16 protein-coding genes are annotated in these 14,321 nt (G+C 69.8%); 6 read left to right on the top strand and 10 right to left on the bottom strand.

The features are described from left to right. Positions 1–56: 56 nt before the first annotated feature. Positions 57–941, bottom strand: coding sequence for an RNA polymerase sigma factor SigJ (gene sigJ, locus AB0B90_RS04920; protein WP_362920830.1), 885 nt, complete (start codon positions 939–941; stop codon positions 57–59). Between the two features lie 145 nt (positions 942–1,086). On the opposite strand from sigJ, the gene AB0B90_RS04925 reads away from it, so the two are divergent. Continuing rightward, the gene (locus tag AB0B90_RS04925) at positions 1,087–1,569 is read left to right on the top strand and encodes a carboxymuconolactone decarboxylase family protein (protein ID WP_362920832.1); all 483 of its coding nucleotides are present in this window, start codon (positions 1,087–1,089) and stop codon (positions 1,567–1,569) included. Positions 1,570–1,683: 114 nt separating this feature from the next. On the opposite strand, the gene AB0B90_RS04930 is transcribed toward AB0B90_RS04925, so the two are convergent. Both AB0B90_RS04930 and AB0B90_RS04935 read right to left on the bottom strand, forming a co-directional pair. Further along, positions 1,684–2,385, bottom strand: a complete 702-nt coding sequence (locus tag AB0B90_RS04930; RefSeq protein ID WP_350944759.1) for a pentapeptide repeat-containing protein — start codon at positions 2,383–2,385, stop codon at positions 1,684–1,686. 170 nt (positions 2,386–2,555) lie between these two features. Beyond that, positions 2,556–4,061: a glycoside hydrolase family 3 N-terminal domain-containing protein gene (locus AB0B90_RS04935; RefSeq protein WP_350944760.1), complete on the bottom strand. Its 1,506-nt coding sequence runs from the start codon at positions 4,059–4,061 to the stop codon at positions 2,556–2,558. A gap of 350 nt (positions 4,062–4,411) precedes the next feature. Here AB0B90_RS04935 and AB0B90_RS04940 point away from each other — a divergent pair, with 350 nt between their 5' ends. Then, positions 4,412–5,101 (top strand): TetR/AcrR family transcriptional regulator, encoded by a 690-nt coding sequence (locus AB0B90_RS04940; protein WP_350944762.1) that lies wholly within the window; start codon positions 4,412–4,414, stop codon positions 5,099–5,101. An 80-nt stretch (positions 5,102–5,181) separates the two neighbouring features. After that, positions 5,182–5,865, top strand: a complete 684-nt coding sequence (locus AB0B90_RS04945) for a DNA alkylation repair protein (protein WP_350944764.1) — start codon at positions 5,182–5,184, stop codon at positions 5,863–5,865. Positions 5,866–5,963: 98 nt separating this feature from the next. Here the strand turns inward: AB0B90_RS04945 and AB0B90_RS04950 are convergent, their stop codons facing one another. The 7 genes from AB0B90_RS04950 to AB0B90_RS04980 all read right to left on the bottom strand — a co-directional run bounded on the left by AB0B90_RS04950 (position 5,964) and on the right by AB0B90_RS04980 (position 12,139). Continuing rightward, complete coding sequence (locus AB0B90_RS04950; RefSeq protein WP_362920835.1) at positions 5,964–6,455, bottom strand: hypothetical protein; 492 nt, start codon at positions 6,453–6,455, stop codon at positions 5,964–5,966. A 13-nt stretch (positions 6,456–6,468) separates the two neighbouring features. After that, positions 6,469–7,044 carry a helix-turn-helix domain-containing protein gene (locus AB0B90_RS04955; protein ID WP_350944766.1) on the bottom strand — a complete coding sequence of 192 codons (576 nt, stop codon included), beginning with the start codon at positions 7,042–7,044 and terminating at the stop codon, positions 6,469–6,471. An 87-nt stretch (positions 7,045–7,131) separates the two neighbouring features. Beyond that, a complete protein-coding gene (locus tag AB0B90_RS04960; RefSeq protein ID WP_350944767.1) occupies positions 7,132–8,043 on the bottom strand; it encodes a carbohydrate ABC transporter permease in 912 nt (303 codons plus the stop codon). After that, positions 8,040–8,945, bottom strand: coding sequence for a sugar ABC transporter permease (locus AB0B90_RS04965; RefSeq protein WP_350944769.1), 906 nt, complete (start codon positions 8,943–8,945; stop codon positions 8,040–8,042). Before AB0B90_RS04965 ends, AB0B90_RS04960 begins: the two co-directional genes overlap by 4 nt. A gap of 108 nt (positions 8,946–9,053) precedes the next feature. Next, positions 9,054–10,463 carry an N-acetylglucosamine/diacetylchitobiose ABC transporter substrate-binding protein gene (gene ngcE / locus AB0B90_RS04970; RefSeq protein WP_362920837.1) on the bottom strand — a complete coding sequence of 470 codons (1,410 nt, stop codon included), beginning with the start codon at positions 10,461–10,463 and terminating at the stop codon, positions 9,054–9,056. 39 nt (positions 10,464–10,502) lie between these two features. Further along, positions 10,503–11,261 carry an SIS domain-containing protein gene (locus tag AB0B90_RS04975; RefSeq protein ID WP_350944771.1) on the bottom strand — a complete coding sequence of 253 codons (759 nt, stop codon included), beginning with the start codon at positions 11,259–11,261 and terminating at the stop codon, positions 10,503–10,505. Between the two features lie 2 nt (positions 11,262–11,263). Then, the gene (locus AB0B90_RS04980) at positions 11,264–12,139 is read right to left on the bottom strand and encodes a MurR/RpiR family transcriptional regulator (protein ID WP_350944852.1); all 876 of its coding nucleotides are present in this window, start codon (positions 12,137–12,139) and stop codon (positions 11,264–11,266) included. 200 nt (positions 12,140–12,339) lie between these two features. On the opposite strand from AB0B90_RS04980, the gene AB0B90_RS04985 reads away from it, so the two are divergent. From AB0B90_RS04985 to AB0B90_RS04995, 3 genes are all read left to right on the top strand, one after another. Next, positions 12,340–12,714 carry a hypothetical protein gene (locus tag AB0B90_RS04985; RefSeq protein ID WP_350944772.1) on the top strand — a complete coding sequence of 125 codons (375 nt, stop codon included), beginning with the start codon at positions 12,340–12,342 and terminating at the stop codon, positions 12,712–12,714. 250 nt (positions 12,715–12,964) lie between these two features. Further along, positions 12,965–13,558, top strand: a complete 594-nt coding sequence (locus AB0B90_RS04990; RefSeq protein WP_350944773.1) for an HAD family phosphatase — start codon at positions 12,965–12,967, stop codon at positions 13,556–13,558. Positions 13,559–13,594: 36 nt separating this feature from the next. Beyond that, positions 13,595–14,230 carry a MerR family transcriptional regulator gene (locus AB0B90_RS04995; RefSeq protein ID WP_350944774.1) on the top strand — a complete coding sequence of 212 codons (636 nt, stop codon included), beginning with the start codon at positions 13,595–13,597 and terminating at the stop codon, positions 14,228–14,230. Positions 14,231–14,321 lie beyond the last annotated feature (91 nt).

A 14,321-nucleotide genomic window follows, 5' to 3' on the forward strand; every position in this document is an offset into this window, starting at 1 on the left:
AGGAGGCGCGGCGTCTGGTCGAGGCTCGCCGATTCCCGCTCGACAAAGGTCGGGTGTCACAGCTCCAGGTGGGTGCGGTCGAGGTCGGCCAGCCGGTCGGGGTCGGAGAGGATGTCGATCGCGGCGATCCTGCCGTCGGAGACGGTGAAGCTCATAACGGAGATCAACCGGTCGTCGATGGTGTTGACCAGGCCTGCGAGGCCGTTGACGAGGACGGGATGAGTGGCGGCGCTGGTGGCCATGCGTTGGAAGGTGGCGAGTTGTCCGGCCACGGCCGCGACGCCGCGGATGACCTTCATGCCGGTGAGCGGGCCGGCGTCGGCGCGAAGCACCACGTCGGGGTCGAGGATGGACACCAGCGCGGTGAAGTCGCCGCCACGTGCGGCGGCGAGGAAGGCGTCCACCACTCGTCGCTGACCGCTCAGGTCGGGGTCGGGCTTCGGGGCCGTGTCACGAACGCGCCGGCGGGCGCGGCTGGCGAGCTTCTTGGCCGTCGCCGGCGTACGGTCCACGATGGGCGCGATCTGCTCGAACGGCAGCCCGAAGACGTCGTGGAGCACGAACGCGAGCCGTTCGGCCGGGGTGAGGGACTCCAGCACGACCAGCAGCGCCAGGCCCACCGAGTCGGCCAGCAGCACTTCCCGTTCGGGGTCGGCGGCATCCGCGCGGCTGATCATCGGATCGGGCAGACGCCCCTCCAGCGACTCCTCACGCCGGGACCTGCGGGCTCGGAGCATGTCCAGGCAGACCCGGCCGACCACCGTGGTCAGCCAGCCACCGAGATTGCCGATGTCACCCGAGTCGGAACGCGCCAGCCTCAGCCAAGCCTCCTGGACCGCGTCCTCGGCCTCGCTCAGCGAGCCGAGCATGCGGTAGGCGACCGCCTTCAGATGGGGGCGGTGCACCTGGAACCGGTCGGCCAGAAATTCATGGGGCGTCATGGTCGCATTCCTCTCGTCTCGGCCACGTCGAATCGCTGACGCGGCGGAGCGGTGAAAGGTGACCGCGAACGTACCCGGTCACCTTCGCCCCGTGCGATCCGTCAGAGCGGCGATCCATCATTCGAACCCGGCAGGAAGGCCCACCATGACCACCACCGAGTCGCGTCTGCCCAACCCCCTCGTGCTCGTTCCCGAACTCAAGGACATCGGCGGCGCCCTGTACAGGGCGACCGGGAACGGCACGGTCCCGCCGACCACCATCGGCCTGGTGCAGCTGCGCGTCGGCCAGGTCGTCGGCAGCACGTACCTGACCGTCCTGCACACCGGCAACCTCCGCGAGGCCGGCGCCACCGAGGAGAGCATCGCCGCCGTGGCCTCCTGGCGGGACGCCCTCTGTTTCACCGATGCCGAACGCGTCGCGCTGGAACTGGCCGAATCCGTGCTCACCCCGAACCTGTCGGGTGAGCGCGTCTCCGACGAGCTGTACGCCCGGGCGTCCGAGCAGTATGACGACAAGGCGCTCGCCACGCTCATCATGGCCATCGGCCAGGTCTGCTTCTTCCTCCCCCTCGCCCTCATCGGCAAGCCGCTGCCGGGGGTGTCCGCGGCGGAGCAGTGGAGGCGGTGAGGGCCGATCCCGCGTCTATCCGGTGCTGAAACCGGTTGCGCGGGACGGGTGGGCCGGGGTCGGTGTGTCCGCGGTGGACGAGCCTCCGTCAGCTCCGATCGTCGGCCCTGGCCGTCAGCCCACGGTCAGTCCTCGGGAGGCGAGGATCAGGGCGGCCTGGGTAGGGCTGACGATCGCTCCGCGCAGTGATCGGAGCCGGGTGTCGTCGACCTCGCCGAGGTCGGCGCCGCGCAGGTCCGTCTTGGTGAAGACCGTCTCGACGGTGCGGGCGCCGATCATGCGGCAGTCCTCGAACACACTCTTGGTGAAGTCACAGCCCGACAGGTTGGCGTCGTCGAAGCGGACGCCCCGCAGGTGGAGACCTCGCATCGAGCAGCCGGTGAGGTCGGCCAGCGCCAGGTTGGAGCCGTCGAACCGGTAGCCGGTGCCCCGGCAGGAGGAGAGCACCGCGCCGATCATGCGGCAACCGGTGAAGGTGACGTCGGTGAGCAGGGCCAGCTCGAAGCGCGCGCCCGACAGGTCGACGTCGGTGAAGGTCGCGTCGACCAGCTCGGCGTTCGTGAACCTGAGCCCCGCTCCCCCACCGCCGGAGAAGCGCGCCCCGTCCAGGTCCGCACGGCGGAAGTCGGCCCGCTCCAGCACGCACTTCTCGAACGAGGCCTCCACCAGCGACGCCCCGGCGAGGTCCGCGCCGGTGAGATCGCACTCCCTGAACACGTAGGGTCCTTCACCGGTCAGATGATCGCTGAGCGAGAGCCCCGCCAGATCGACCCCGTGGATCTCGCGTTGCTCTGTCAGCAACCGTGCCGCATTCATGCCGCGATTCAAGCAGCCCCCACCGACAGAATTCTCCCCACCGTCTGGGAGACCACCACGCTCCCGAATACCTCATGCTCCGGGAGGCCGCTGTGGTCCAGGAGACCCCGCGAGTCCGGGGTCCCCGCGTTCCGTTCCGGGGCCGTCGTGGTCGGTGGGAGCGCTCCCGCTCAGGCCGTGCCTGGATCCCCGGCGAGGAGTTCGGCGGCGGCCTGGCCGCAGACGCGGGAGGCGCCGTGGGTCGCGATGTGGACGGCGCCGAGGTCGGAGCGGCCCGGCAGTCCCATCTCGACCACGACCGCGTCGGCGCGGGCGGCCAGCAGGTGCAGGAGCGCGTCGGCCTGCCAGGGGTGGCGGTGGGCGTCGCGGACGACCACGACGAGGGGGCGCTCGGCCGCCGCGGCGAGTGCGGCCTCGACGGCGCCTCCGGTGGCGCCGGAGGCGGTGAGCCGGGTGACCGTGGTGCCGGGGAGGAGCTTGCCGAGCGGCTCCCCGACGCCCCACGGGGTGTCCTTCTCGATGGCGAGGTTCATCTCGGGGGCGAGTTCGACGACGTGCGGCGGTGCGGACAGGGGGATGGGCGCGGTCGCGGAGCGGCGGGTGATCCGCAGGGCTCGCCGGGCGGCGGTCAGGCCGATCGACGGGGTGCCGGAGCCCGCCGACGCGCTCCGGTGGGCGGCCGTGGTCCAGAGGGCGAGTTCGCAGACGCGCCGGGAGGCGTCGGCGAGCCGCTCCTCGGAGAGCCTGCCCTCGATCACGGCGTCCACGATCGCGTCGCGGATCCCGATCGCGGTCTCCTCGTCGGCGTGCTCGCCGCCCACGCAGATCGCGTCGGCACCCGCGGCGACGGCGAGGACCGAGGCGCCGCCGATGCCGTAGGGGCCGGAGACGGCGGCCATCTCGATGCCGTCGGTGACGACGACGCCCTCGAAGCCCAGCTCGACCCTGAGCAGGTCGTGCAGGACCGGGCGGCTGAGGGTGGCGGGCATCGCGGGGTCCAGGGCGGAGACGAGCAGGTGCCCGGTCATGACCGTGCGTACTCCCTGCTCGACGGCGGCGCGGAAGGGCCGCAGCGCCACCGCGCGCAGTTCCTCGGGGGTGGCGGCGACGAGCGGCACGCCGTGGTGGGAGTCGACGGAGGTGTCTCCGTGGCCGGGGAAGTGCTTGGCGCAGGCCGCCACTCCCGCCGACTGCATGCCGCGGATCCAGGCCACGGTGTGTCTGGCGACGAGGTCGGGGTCCGCGCCGAAGGAGCGCAGGCCGATGACCGGGTTGTCGGGGTTGGAGTTCACGTCCGCCGAGGGGGCGAAGTTGAGGTTGACGCCGGCGAGGGCGAGGTCGCGGCCGAGGTCGGCGGCGAGTTCCTCGGTGAGGTCGGTGTCGTCGACCACGCCGAGGGCGAAGTTGCCAGGGCGGGTGCTCCCGCCCGTGGCCTCCAGGCGGGTGACCTCGCCGGACTCCTCGTCGATGCCGACGAGGACCTGGGGGTTCTCCCCTCGGAGTACGGCGGTGAGCTCGGCGACCTGGGAGGGGGTGGCGATGTTCCTGGAGAAGAGCACCACTCCGGCCAGTCCCTCGCCGATCCGGCGCCGGATCCAGTCCGGCGGCGATTTGCCCTCGAACCCGGGAAAGACGACCGTCTCCGCCAGACGGAGCAGCTCTGGGCCGCGCTTCATTCACCCCTCCTCGCCTGACGACCGGTCGGCGTTCCTGCCGGGAACGCGCAGGCACCGCGTTGTCACCGGACCCCCGGGGAAAGCGCTCCCACGGCGGCTCTGCGCAAATCTAATAGGAAAGTTTCCTAATTGCTAGTGGGCTGACCATAGGGCTTCCGCTCAGGATTTTGCGGATCGCGACGATGGACGAGCCGAAGGTCCGCTGATAGGCGGGCGGAGAACGAGAGGTCCCGCGCCCGGCGGGACCCGTCCGGCGACAAATGCGGTGAGCGTTCGGTCGCGGGAGATAACCGGGATGAGCTGGCGCGTTCCGGTGAACAAGCGATTGCGCAAGGGCTCATAATGGGGGCGTGAACACGCGAAAGAACTCCGGCGGCGCGACCACGACCCCGGTCAGGCGCCAGAGCGGGACCAGACGCGCGGCCACATCGGGCCCCGCCTCGGAGCGCCGTGACCATCTCGTCAAACTCGCCGCCGAGCTCTTCGCCCGCAAGGGCTTCCAGGCGACGACCGTCCGGGAGATCGCGGAAGAGGCGGGCATCCTGTCCGGAAGCCTCTATCACCACTTCGACTCCAAGGAGACGATCGTCGACGAGGTGCTCACCACCTTCCTCGACGACCTCGTCGGCCGCTACCGCGCCGCCCTGGACCGCGACGGCGACCCCCGCACGATCCTCTCAGAGATGGTGCGCATCGGGTTCGGCACGCTGGAGCCCCACCGCGCGGCGATCACCGTCATGCAGAACGACTGGAGTTACCTGAGGTCGCTCCCCGGCGACCGCTTCGACTACCTGGTCAGGGCCGAGGAGGAGGTCGAGCGCATGTGGGTCGGGCAGATCAAGCTCGGCCAGGCCGCCGGCCTGCTCCGCGCGGACGTCGACCCCAAGCTCACCTACCGCATGATCCGCGACACCATCTGGGTGACGGTGCGCTGGTTCCGCCCGGGGGGCCGTCTCAACACCGCGGGCCTCGCCGAGCACTACATCACCATCCTGTTCGACGGCCTGGCGACCGGCGAGCGAAGTAGCCAGAACGAATAACGCCCACGGAACCGGCGCGGCGGGCGGCGCGGCCTGTGAGAATCAAGCGTCCGCGAAGCGAACGGGAAGTGGTGGGCAGCGTGGAGATTCTGCAGAAGGCCGTACGAATGGCGCTCACCGACGTGGCCGATCCCGCCAAGGCTCCGGTGATGCAGACCTACATGAGGTCGTCGATGCCGTTCCTCGGCGTGCAGGCCGCGCCCCGCCGCGCCGCGCTGAAGCGGGTCTTCGCCGACTATCCCGTCGACGAGGCGTCCACATGGCGAGAGGCGACGCTGACCCTGTGGCGCGGGGCCGAATACCGCGAGGAGCGCTACGCGGCGATCGAGCTGACCGGTTTCCGCCTCTACCGCTCCTTCCAGACGCTCGACGCGCTGCCGATGTACGAGGAGATGATCGTCACCGGAGCCTGGTGGGACTACGTCGACGAGCTCGCCGTCCACCGCGTCGGCGGCCTGCTCGCGGCCTTCCCCGACACCATGCGCCCCCTCATGCTCCGCTGGGCCCGCGGCACCGACCTGTGGAAGCGCCGCACGGCCATCCTCAGCCAGAACCGCTTCAAGTCCGCCACCGACACCGGCCTGCTGTACGCCTGCATCGAGCCGAGCCTGTCCGACAACGACTTCTTCGCCCGCAAGGCGATCGGCTGGGCCCTGCGCGAGTACGCCAAGACCAACCCCGACGAGGTCGTCCGCTACGTCGACCACACCCGCATCAGCGGCCTGAGCCGCCGCGAGGCCCTGAAAAACCTCCCCAACCGATAGACCCGATACGCGCTGTCATGGCTCTCCTGGGAAGACCGCGCCCCATGTTGCCCAAGCCCGAATATGCCTGCTTCACGGCAGAACGACGATGTCGATGATCACTTTCGGGGGACCGACCCCTGCGGAAAGAGATCGAGCTTCGACACGAGACGTTCGCAGAAGTCAATGATCTCAGCGGTCCACGCGGTCGCCTCGTCGAGTTCGGCGCCGGTGACCGCCTCGCTGGGCTGGCCGGAGTATTCGAGGACATTCCTTCTTCGCCGCATATGATCGAGTCGACGGAGCGAAGCACCTTCCCTGGTCTGCCCGAACTGGGCCGTGACAGCCTCCCTGAGTGCGATGTGGCCACCGGCAGACGTGGCACGCAGGCCCTGGGCTTGCAGAAGCGCCGCTGATGCCTTCCTCGCGGCGTCGTAGCAGAGGGTGTAGGCACCGTCGGGATCGGTGTCACGGATCAACTCCACCGATTCGAGATGGCTTCGCGCCGATTCGAGCATCGACTCGGCCATGTGATCGGCCAGGGGAACCCGTTGGAGCTCACGATCGTCGAGAAGCTTGCGGATCGCGGCTTCCCCGATGGTCCACTGCACTGCCGAGTTCCCCCTAGACCTCCACGGTTACCGTCGGCCCGTTCGCGATCTCGCGGAGCAGACCTTCGTCGCCAGACTCCCACGCGGATACGCTCCGTAACACCGGATTCACGGAAATGCCCAGACGGCGCTCGGCTCGCTCCGCCGCGTCATAGACGTCCCCCCGGGAGGGGGAGCCGATGACCAGGAGGTCGACGTCATTGGGCTGAGGGCCGGAGTGTCCGTGATAACGCGCGGCCCAGGAGCCGAAGATGACGAGCCGCTCGATGCCCGCCACCGACGCGAACTCCTCAGCGATGATCGCGGGAGGACCGAAGGTGACGGCCAGCAGTTGCGCCAGTGGCCGTGAGGCGGCGGCCTCGGCGTTGGCTCTGACAAGCCGCGCCCTGCCGATTCTGCGCTCCCTGAGGAGACCGGCGCGCACGAGGCGATGCACCTCCCGCTGGACCGTGGGAAGCGGAGAACCGAGGAGGTCGGCCAGATCGGTGATCGTGAATTCTTCGTCGGCGGCCAGGAACAGGCGTGTCAGAAGGCGGGCCTGAAGAGGTGATCGGAAGATGGGCATGAGTTCGGGAGCTGATGCTCTCATATAGTTGACGATAACTCTCGTTATACGAGAGCGTCAACGATGCCGAAGTGTCACGGAGATGGTTCCTGCGGGAGGCGACCGGGTGTCCTACTTGAGGGCTCCGGCGGTGAGGCCCTTCTGGATCTGGCTCTGGAAGATCGTGTAGACGATCAGCATCGGCAGGATGGCCATGCTGAGGGCGGCGAACAGCGCCGACCAGTCGGCGTCGTAGCCCGCGGCCGTGGAGATGTCGGCGATGCCCTGGGTGAGCACCCACTTGTCCCGGTCGGAGTTGAGCAGGACGAGGGGCAGTTGATACTGGTTCCACTGGCCGAGCACGTTGAAGATGGTCACGCTCACGATGCCCGGCTTGGCCATCGGCAGCATGATCTGGAAGAACACCCGGGCGTGCGAGGCCCCGTCCACGAAGGCCGCCTCGGCCACCGCTCCGGGCAGCGTCCTGAAGAAGGCCGCGAGGAAGAAGACGGTGAAGGGCAGCGAGTAGGCGATGTAGACCAGCACCAGCCCGCCGTGCGTGTTCAGGCCGATGAACGGGCCGATCACCGGGACCGCCCCCATGTTCTGCACGACGAAGAACAGCGGGGTCAGCGCCAGGTAGACCGGGAAGGCGAGGCCGGAGACGAAGAGCAGATAGATCGACCGGTTGCCCCGGAAGCGGTAGCGGGCGAGCACGTACGCGGCCATCGAGCCGAACAGCATCGTGCCCAGGGTGCCGAAGGCCACCACGACGATGCTGTTGATCATGTACTGGCCGATGTGCGCCTGCTCCCAGGCGCGGGCCCAGTTGTCGAGGCGGAGGTGGGCGGGCAGCGACCAGGCGTCGCCGAAGATCTCGTCCTCGCTCTTCACCGACGCGAGGAACGTCCACACGATCGGCACGACGACCAGAACCGTCCAGACGAGCAGCGCGACGTGCGTCAGGGCCGACAGGGGCCCCAGGCGCCGCCTGCGCTCCTCGCGGGCGAACGCCCTGCTCGGGGAAGTCACGACGTCGGTCACTGGAACTCGATCCGCTCACGCCGCGACAGGCGCAGGGCCAGCGCCGCGAACCCGATGGTGAAGAAGAACAGGACCACGCCCATCGCGGAGGCGTAGCCGAACTTGAAGTACTGGAAGGCGGTGCGGTAGATCTCCGCCGCCATCACGGTCGTGGAGTGGTCGGGGCCGCCGTGCTCGGCCGTCATCACCCACACGATGGCGAAGACGTCCAGCGCGGCGATGCCCAGATAGACCCAGCCGACCTGGATGGTGTCCCACAGCAGCGGCAGCGTGACCCGCAGGAACAGCGAGGGCCCTCCGGCGCCGTCGATCGCCGCCGCCTCGAAGAGGTCGCGCGGGATGGAGGCGATGCCCGCGGAGAAGAGCACGACGTAGAAGCCGACCGCCTGCCAGACCAGCACGGCGAGGATCGACCAGAAGGCGACGTCGGTGCTGGACAGGAAACCGATCGGCTCGAAGCCCAGGGCGATGAGCGGCGCGTTGAGCATGCCGCTGCGGTCGGGCCTGAAGACCTGCTGGAACAGTACGGCGACCACGGCGACGGCCAGCACCTGGGGGAAGAAGAACACCACGCGGTAGAACTTCGACCCCCAGATGCCCCCGGTGCCGCCCCGCCCGCCCGCGTTGAGCAGGAAGGCGAAGAAGAGCGCGATCCCGAGCGTGAGGATCGGCAGCAGGAGGAGCAGGACCAGGTTGTGGCTCACCGCCTGCCAGAACACGTTGTCGGCCAGCAGCCGCCGGAAGTTCTCCAGCCCCACCAGGCGCGGGGTCGCGTTCACCCCGCGCCAGTCGGTGAACGCGATGTAGAAGGCCTGCGCGTAGGGCGCGATCACGTAGATCAGGTAGAGCGTCAGCGGGATCGCGAGGAACCCCGCGACGAACCGTGTCCTGCCGTGGTCCATCGCCGGCCTACCGTTTCCCCTGCGTCGTCACACCACCGAGGCAACGGCCCAGGACCGGTGCCCGGTGAGCGACGGGCCGGCCCCCGGGCGCCCCGTCGCCTGCCGCCGTCATCGGCTGAACTTCTTCACCGAGGCGTCCTTCTTGATGGCGTCCGCCTTCTTCTGCGCCCGGTCCGCCCACTGGTCGACGGTGAGTTTGCCCGCCATGAGCTGCCCGGTCGCGGCGGCCACCTCGTCGTGCAGCTCGACGTACCACTTGCGGAACAGGAACCAGACGGCGTTGTCGCCCGCCGCCTCCAGCGCGGCCGAGGCGCTCTTCAGTCCCGGCTGGAGGGTGCGGCCCGCGTCGGCGCCCTTGACGACCGTGAGCGTGGAGACCATCTCCATGAACTTGCCGGCACCCTCCTTGGAGAGCATGGCGCGCATGTACTCAAGGCCCGCGCGGGGGTTGGCCGACTTGGCGGGGACGACGTACTCCTCGCCCGGCTGGGCGTGCAGGGTGCCGTACGGCAGGGCGTCGGAGGTGCCGAAGTCGGGGAGCGCGAACATCGCGTAGTCGAAGCCTTCTGGGGTGGAGTCCTTCTGCTCGTTCTCCAGCCAGGAGCCGCAGGGCAGCATCGCGACCTGGCCCTTGTTGTGCGCCGTCTGGGTCTGCACGTGGTCGAGCCCCGCGGTGCCCTGGAGCAGATACTTCGACCCGAGCTCGACGAAGGCCCCCGCGGCCTGCCTGACCGGCTCGGCCTTCCAGGCGCCGTCCTGGAGGTTGTCGATGTTCTTCAGCACGTCCTTGCCGCCGATCTTCGCGGCGAGCGTGAGGATGGCCTCGTAGATGTAGAACGGGTGCTTGCCCGCGTAGGTGAAGGGCGCCATCTTGCCCGACTTCTTGATGGTCTCGCACAGGGCCAGGAAGTCGGCCCAGGTCTTGGGGACCTGCCAGCCCTCGGCCTCGAAGAGCTTTCGTGAGTACCAGATGCCCCAGACGGTGTTGGCGTAGTTGAGGACGTACGGCGTGCCGTCGTAGCTGCCCAGCTCGATGGCGTTCTGATCGATCGTGTCGCGCACCCTGACGGCGGGGTCGTCCCAGCTCGGCGCGTCGTACAGCGGTGTGAGGTCGGTGAGCTGGCCGTCCTGGACGAGGGCGCCGAAGTCCATCGCGTTGGCGCCGGAGTTGTTGACGAACTCCGGCGGGTCGCCGCCGGCGAAGCGCGGCTGCAGGGTCTTCGCGATCTCCTTGGTGGCGTTGTGACTGATCTCCAGGTGGGGGTGTTTCGTCTTGAGCAGCGGCTCGTGGACGTCCGTGGCGTAGGCGTCGCCGAAACCACCGTCGAAGATCCAGACCTCCAGGGGCCTGTCCTCGACGAGGCCGAGCGGGTTGGCCGCGCTGGTGGCCCCGACGACGGGCGCCGAGGAGGCGGCGCCGCCGTTGCCCGCGGGGGTGGCGCACGCGGACAGGGCCGGCACGGTGAGACCGGCCAGGGCGGCGCCGCGCAGGAGCTCGCGCCTGGATAGCTGGGTCATGCTTCCTCCTGGAAGTGGCCTGGGAGTGAGGGGCGGTGCTCAGGCACCTCGCCGGATCCTTCCGGCGTAGCGGTTCTCAAGGGCGCGGTTGTGCTCGTCACCGCCGGTCACGTTGGCGGAGCGGTAGATCGGCGGGGTGAGGCCCGCCTCGCTCAGGTCGCGCACCACCTCGGCCACGACCATCTGGGCGAGCAGCGCCGAGGTGATGGTGGAGACCGCACCGAACGTGCCGCCGTCCGGGAGCGGCAGGACCGCGTCGCCGTACGGGGCGCGGTTGTCGAGCACCACGTCGGCGAGGTCGAGGAGCTTGCGGCCCGAGGGGTGGCGGGAGGTCATCGCGGTGCTGTGCCGCACCGATGTGAGGGCGATCAGGGGGTGCCCGTGCTCCTTGACGATCGAGGCGAGCTCGACCACCGATCCGTTCACCCCTGAACTGGAGATCAGCACGAACACGTCCTCGGGGCGGACGGGAGCCAGGTCGTAGATCCGCCGGGCGACCGAGGGGTCGCGCTCCAGCTCGCCGGGTGCTCCCAGCAGGGTGGCGACCGGGGCGTCCCCGTACAGGACGACGTCGCGCAGGGCGAGGCGGTTGCTGGGCACCAGGCCGCCCGCGCGTCCGGCGATCTCCATCGCGATCGCCTCGGAGTGCCCGGAGCCGAACGCCTGGATCACACCGCCACCGCGCAGGGACTCGACGATCAGCGCCGCCGCGGCCCCCACCGCCTCCTGCTGGGTGCCGGAAACCTCGTCCACCAGTGCCTTGACCTCGTGAACGTACTCGGCAGCACCGATCCGCACGGTCAGCTCCTCTCCACGCGATGGCTCTCCAGAGCCCTGATCGTCAACTCGAAGGCCTCGTTGGTCTGCTCGTAGGTGCGCTGCGCGACCGCGACATAGACGGTGTCGAGAACGAAGAGCTGGGAGTGGACGGCGGCGAGGCCGCCCAGCCTGAAGGTGGTCTCGCGGCTCGCGGTGGTCAGCACCTGATCCGCCAGCTCGGCGAGCGGGGAACGGGCGAAGGAGGTGACCGCGACGGTGAGCGCGCCGCGGTCCCCCGCCTCGCCGAGGGACTCCAGCACCTCGCGGGTACGGCCCTGGTGGGAGATGCCGATCGCGACGTCGCCCTCGGCGAGCAGCGCGGCGTCGGCGAGCGCCTCGTGCGCGTCGGCGTGGCTCCAGCAGGGGATCCGGATGCGGCGCAGCCGCCCGCCCATCATCACGGCGACCGCCCCGCTGGTGGAGACCCCGAAGATGAGGACGCGGCGGGCCGCGACGATGGCGTCGGCGACCGTGGCGACGGTGCCCACGGCGAGCTGGGCGGCGGTCTCCTGGATGAGCCGGGAGTCGGCGGCGGCCATCACGCCGATCGCCGCGTCGAGCGGATCGGTGGGACCGATCTCGTGGCCCACCCCCGCGTCCCAGTTGGCCTGCGCGGCACGCCCGTTCTCCGTGGCGAGGGCGACGCGCAGCCCGGCGTACCCGGCGAAGCCGAACACCCTGCAGAAGCGGGTCACCGTGGCGGGCGAGCTGCCGCTCCGCTCGGCGAGCGTGATGATCGTCGATCGCGCGGCCTCGGCGGGGTCGGCCAGGATCGCCTCCCCCACCCGGCGCAGCGCCTCGGGCAGCGCGGGTGTCTCGGTCTGTATGCGTCCGAGCGCGCCTGCGGCCACAAGCATTCCTTTCACCAGGGTTCTTCTGGGTGAAAATTATTCTCAAGTCAAGCTCACGTCAAGGCCGTCGAGGGCACCGTCAGGGGCGCCGCACCCGCCCGGCCGGGGTTTCGGGGGAGAAATCGACAACCTCCGCCGCCTTTCGGGCGTCGTTTCTAGCAGAGGTTCCAGAAAAAGGAACCGCGCTGACGGAGGCGAACCCCACGATGACTCCACGTCCGGCCGACACGCCGCACCAGGTTTCCGGCGCGCACGTCCACGACGAGCTCGCCGCCCGGCGCGCCCGGCGCGCCCGGGACCAGAGACTGCGCAACGACCCGCACATCCGGCTGCTGGAGCACGAGCACGGCATCCGCTTCACCACCGAAGAACTCCAGGCCGCGGAGCGCCAGGCCCAGGAGCTGCTGACGTCGCCGCCTCACCAGGAGCCGCTCATCGACGAGGAGACGCGCTCCCTGCAGCTGCTCGTCTGGCGCCGCCTGGGCCCGCGGGGGTTCCAGGGGTTCATGCGGGAGCTTGAGGAGATGGAGACCGAGCTGGCCAGGGCACGGCACGACGGCTGGGGCGACGAGATCAGCTGAGTCCTCCCACACCGGCCGCGTTCCGACGGATCGGCACGTCCGGCGTACGCGGGCGACCGCGCACCCGCCGGGCCGGCTCGGGAGCCCTGCCCGCCCCGTCGGCGGAAGCCGAAGAACCGCACGTCCGCCGCCCTGGCCGCCCCCCGCGATCTCACCCGTCGCGGTGACGGGACCACCCCCCGGGCAGGCGCCCGCCCTTTCCGGCGCGGGCTAAAGTGGACGTAGATCCACCGTCACGTGTTAGGCGACCATGCTCCACCAGCGACTCCAGCCCTCCACCCCCTACGCGGCCCTGATCTTCGACTGCGACGGGACCCTCGTCGACACCACCTCCGCCAACGAGAGCGCGTGGCGGACCGCGCTGGCCGGGTGGCAGGTCGACCTCGACTCCGCGTGGTACCGGGCGCGCACGGGCCTGTCGTCCGACCGTCTGCTGGCGGAGCTGGAGACCGAGACCGGAGCCGAGCTCGACTACCAGGCGGTGCGGGCGGCGGCGCTCGACGCCTACCAGTGGCTGATCCACACGGTCACCCCGCACCGGCCGGTCAGCGCGGTCGCCGAGGCTCACCGGGGACGGGTGCCGATGGCCGTGGCCTCGGGAGGCGCCCGCCAGGCCGTGGAGGAGACCCTGCGGGTCACCGGCCTGCGCCCCCTCTTCGACATCGTGGTCACCAGGGACGACGTCCGCTACGGCAAGCCCGCCCCCGACGTCTATCTCCTCGCCGCGCGCCTCCTCGACGTCGCCCCGTACACCTGTGTCGTCTACGAGGACACCGACGAGGGAGTGGCCTCCGCCCTCGCCGCGGGGATGACCGTCATCGACGTCCGCCCCTCGCTGCGCTAGCGGCGCCCCCACACTGGCCACCTGTACTATCCAATGATGCGGATATCCGAGCTCAGCACCGCATCGGGCGTACCCATCCCGACGATCAAGTACTACCTGCGTGAGGGCCTGCTTCCCGCGGGTGAGCAGACCTCGGCCACCAGCGCGCGGTACGGCGAGGGCCACGTGCGCAGGCTGCGGCTGATCCGGGCGCTGCTGGAGGTCGGGCGGCTGCCCATCGCCTCCATCGGCAAGGTGGTGGCCGCCGTCGACGACGAGAGCCTGGACCTGCACCACGTCCTCGGCGTCACGCAGTACGCCCTCGCGCCCGAGGCCGAGCCGGACACGCCCGACGAGGAGTGGACGCGTGCCCGCGCCGAGGCCGATGCCATGATCACCAATCTTGGCTGGCAGATCAAGCCAGAAGCCCCGACCCGCGACGAGCTGGCCCAGGCCGTCCTCACCCTCGGCAGGCTCGGCATGCCCGCCGACGGTGAGGCCCTGCGCCCCTACGCCGACGCCGCCCTGCGGCTCGTGACCGAGCACGAGATCGACACCGTCCCGTTCGACGGCCCCCGCGAGGAGGCGGTCGAGGCCCTCGTCCTCGGCACCGTCGTATACGGCAGGGTCCTCGACATCATGCGGCGGCTCGCCCACGAGTCGGTCTCGGCCCGCCTCCTCGACGGCCGATAGCACATGCGACAAAGGTGACGAAAATGACTTGGCGCAATAATCGGCGTCACCTGTGACGGATGTCTCAATCGTTCCAATCGTCCCACGAAAG

Source organism: Streptosporangium sp. NPDC049078 (assembly GCF_040648855.1).
Taxonomy (GTDB): Bacteria; Actinomycetota; Actinomycetes; order Streptosporangiales; family Streptosporangiaceae; genus Streptosporangium.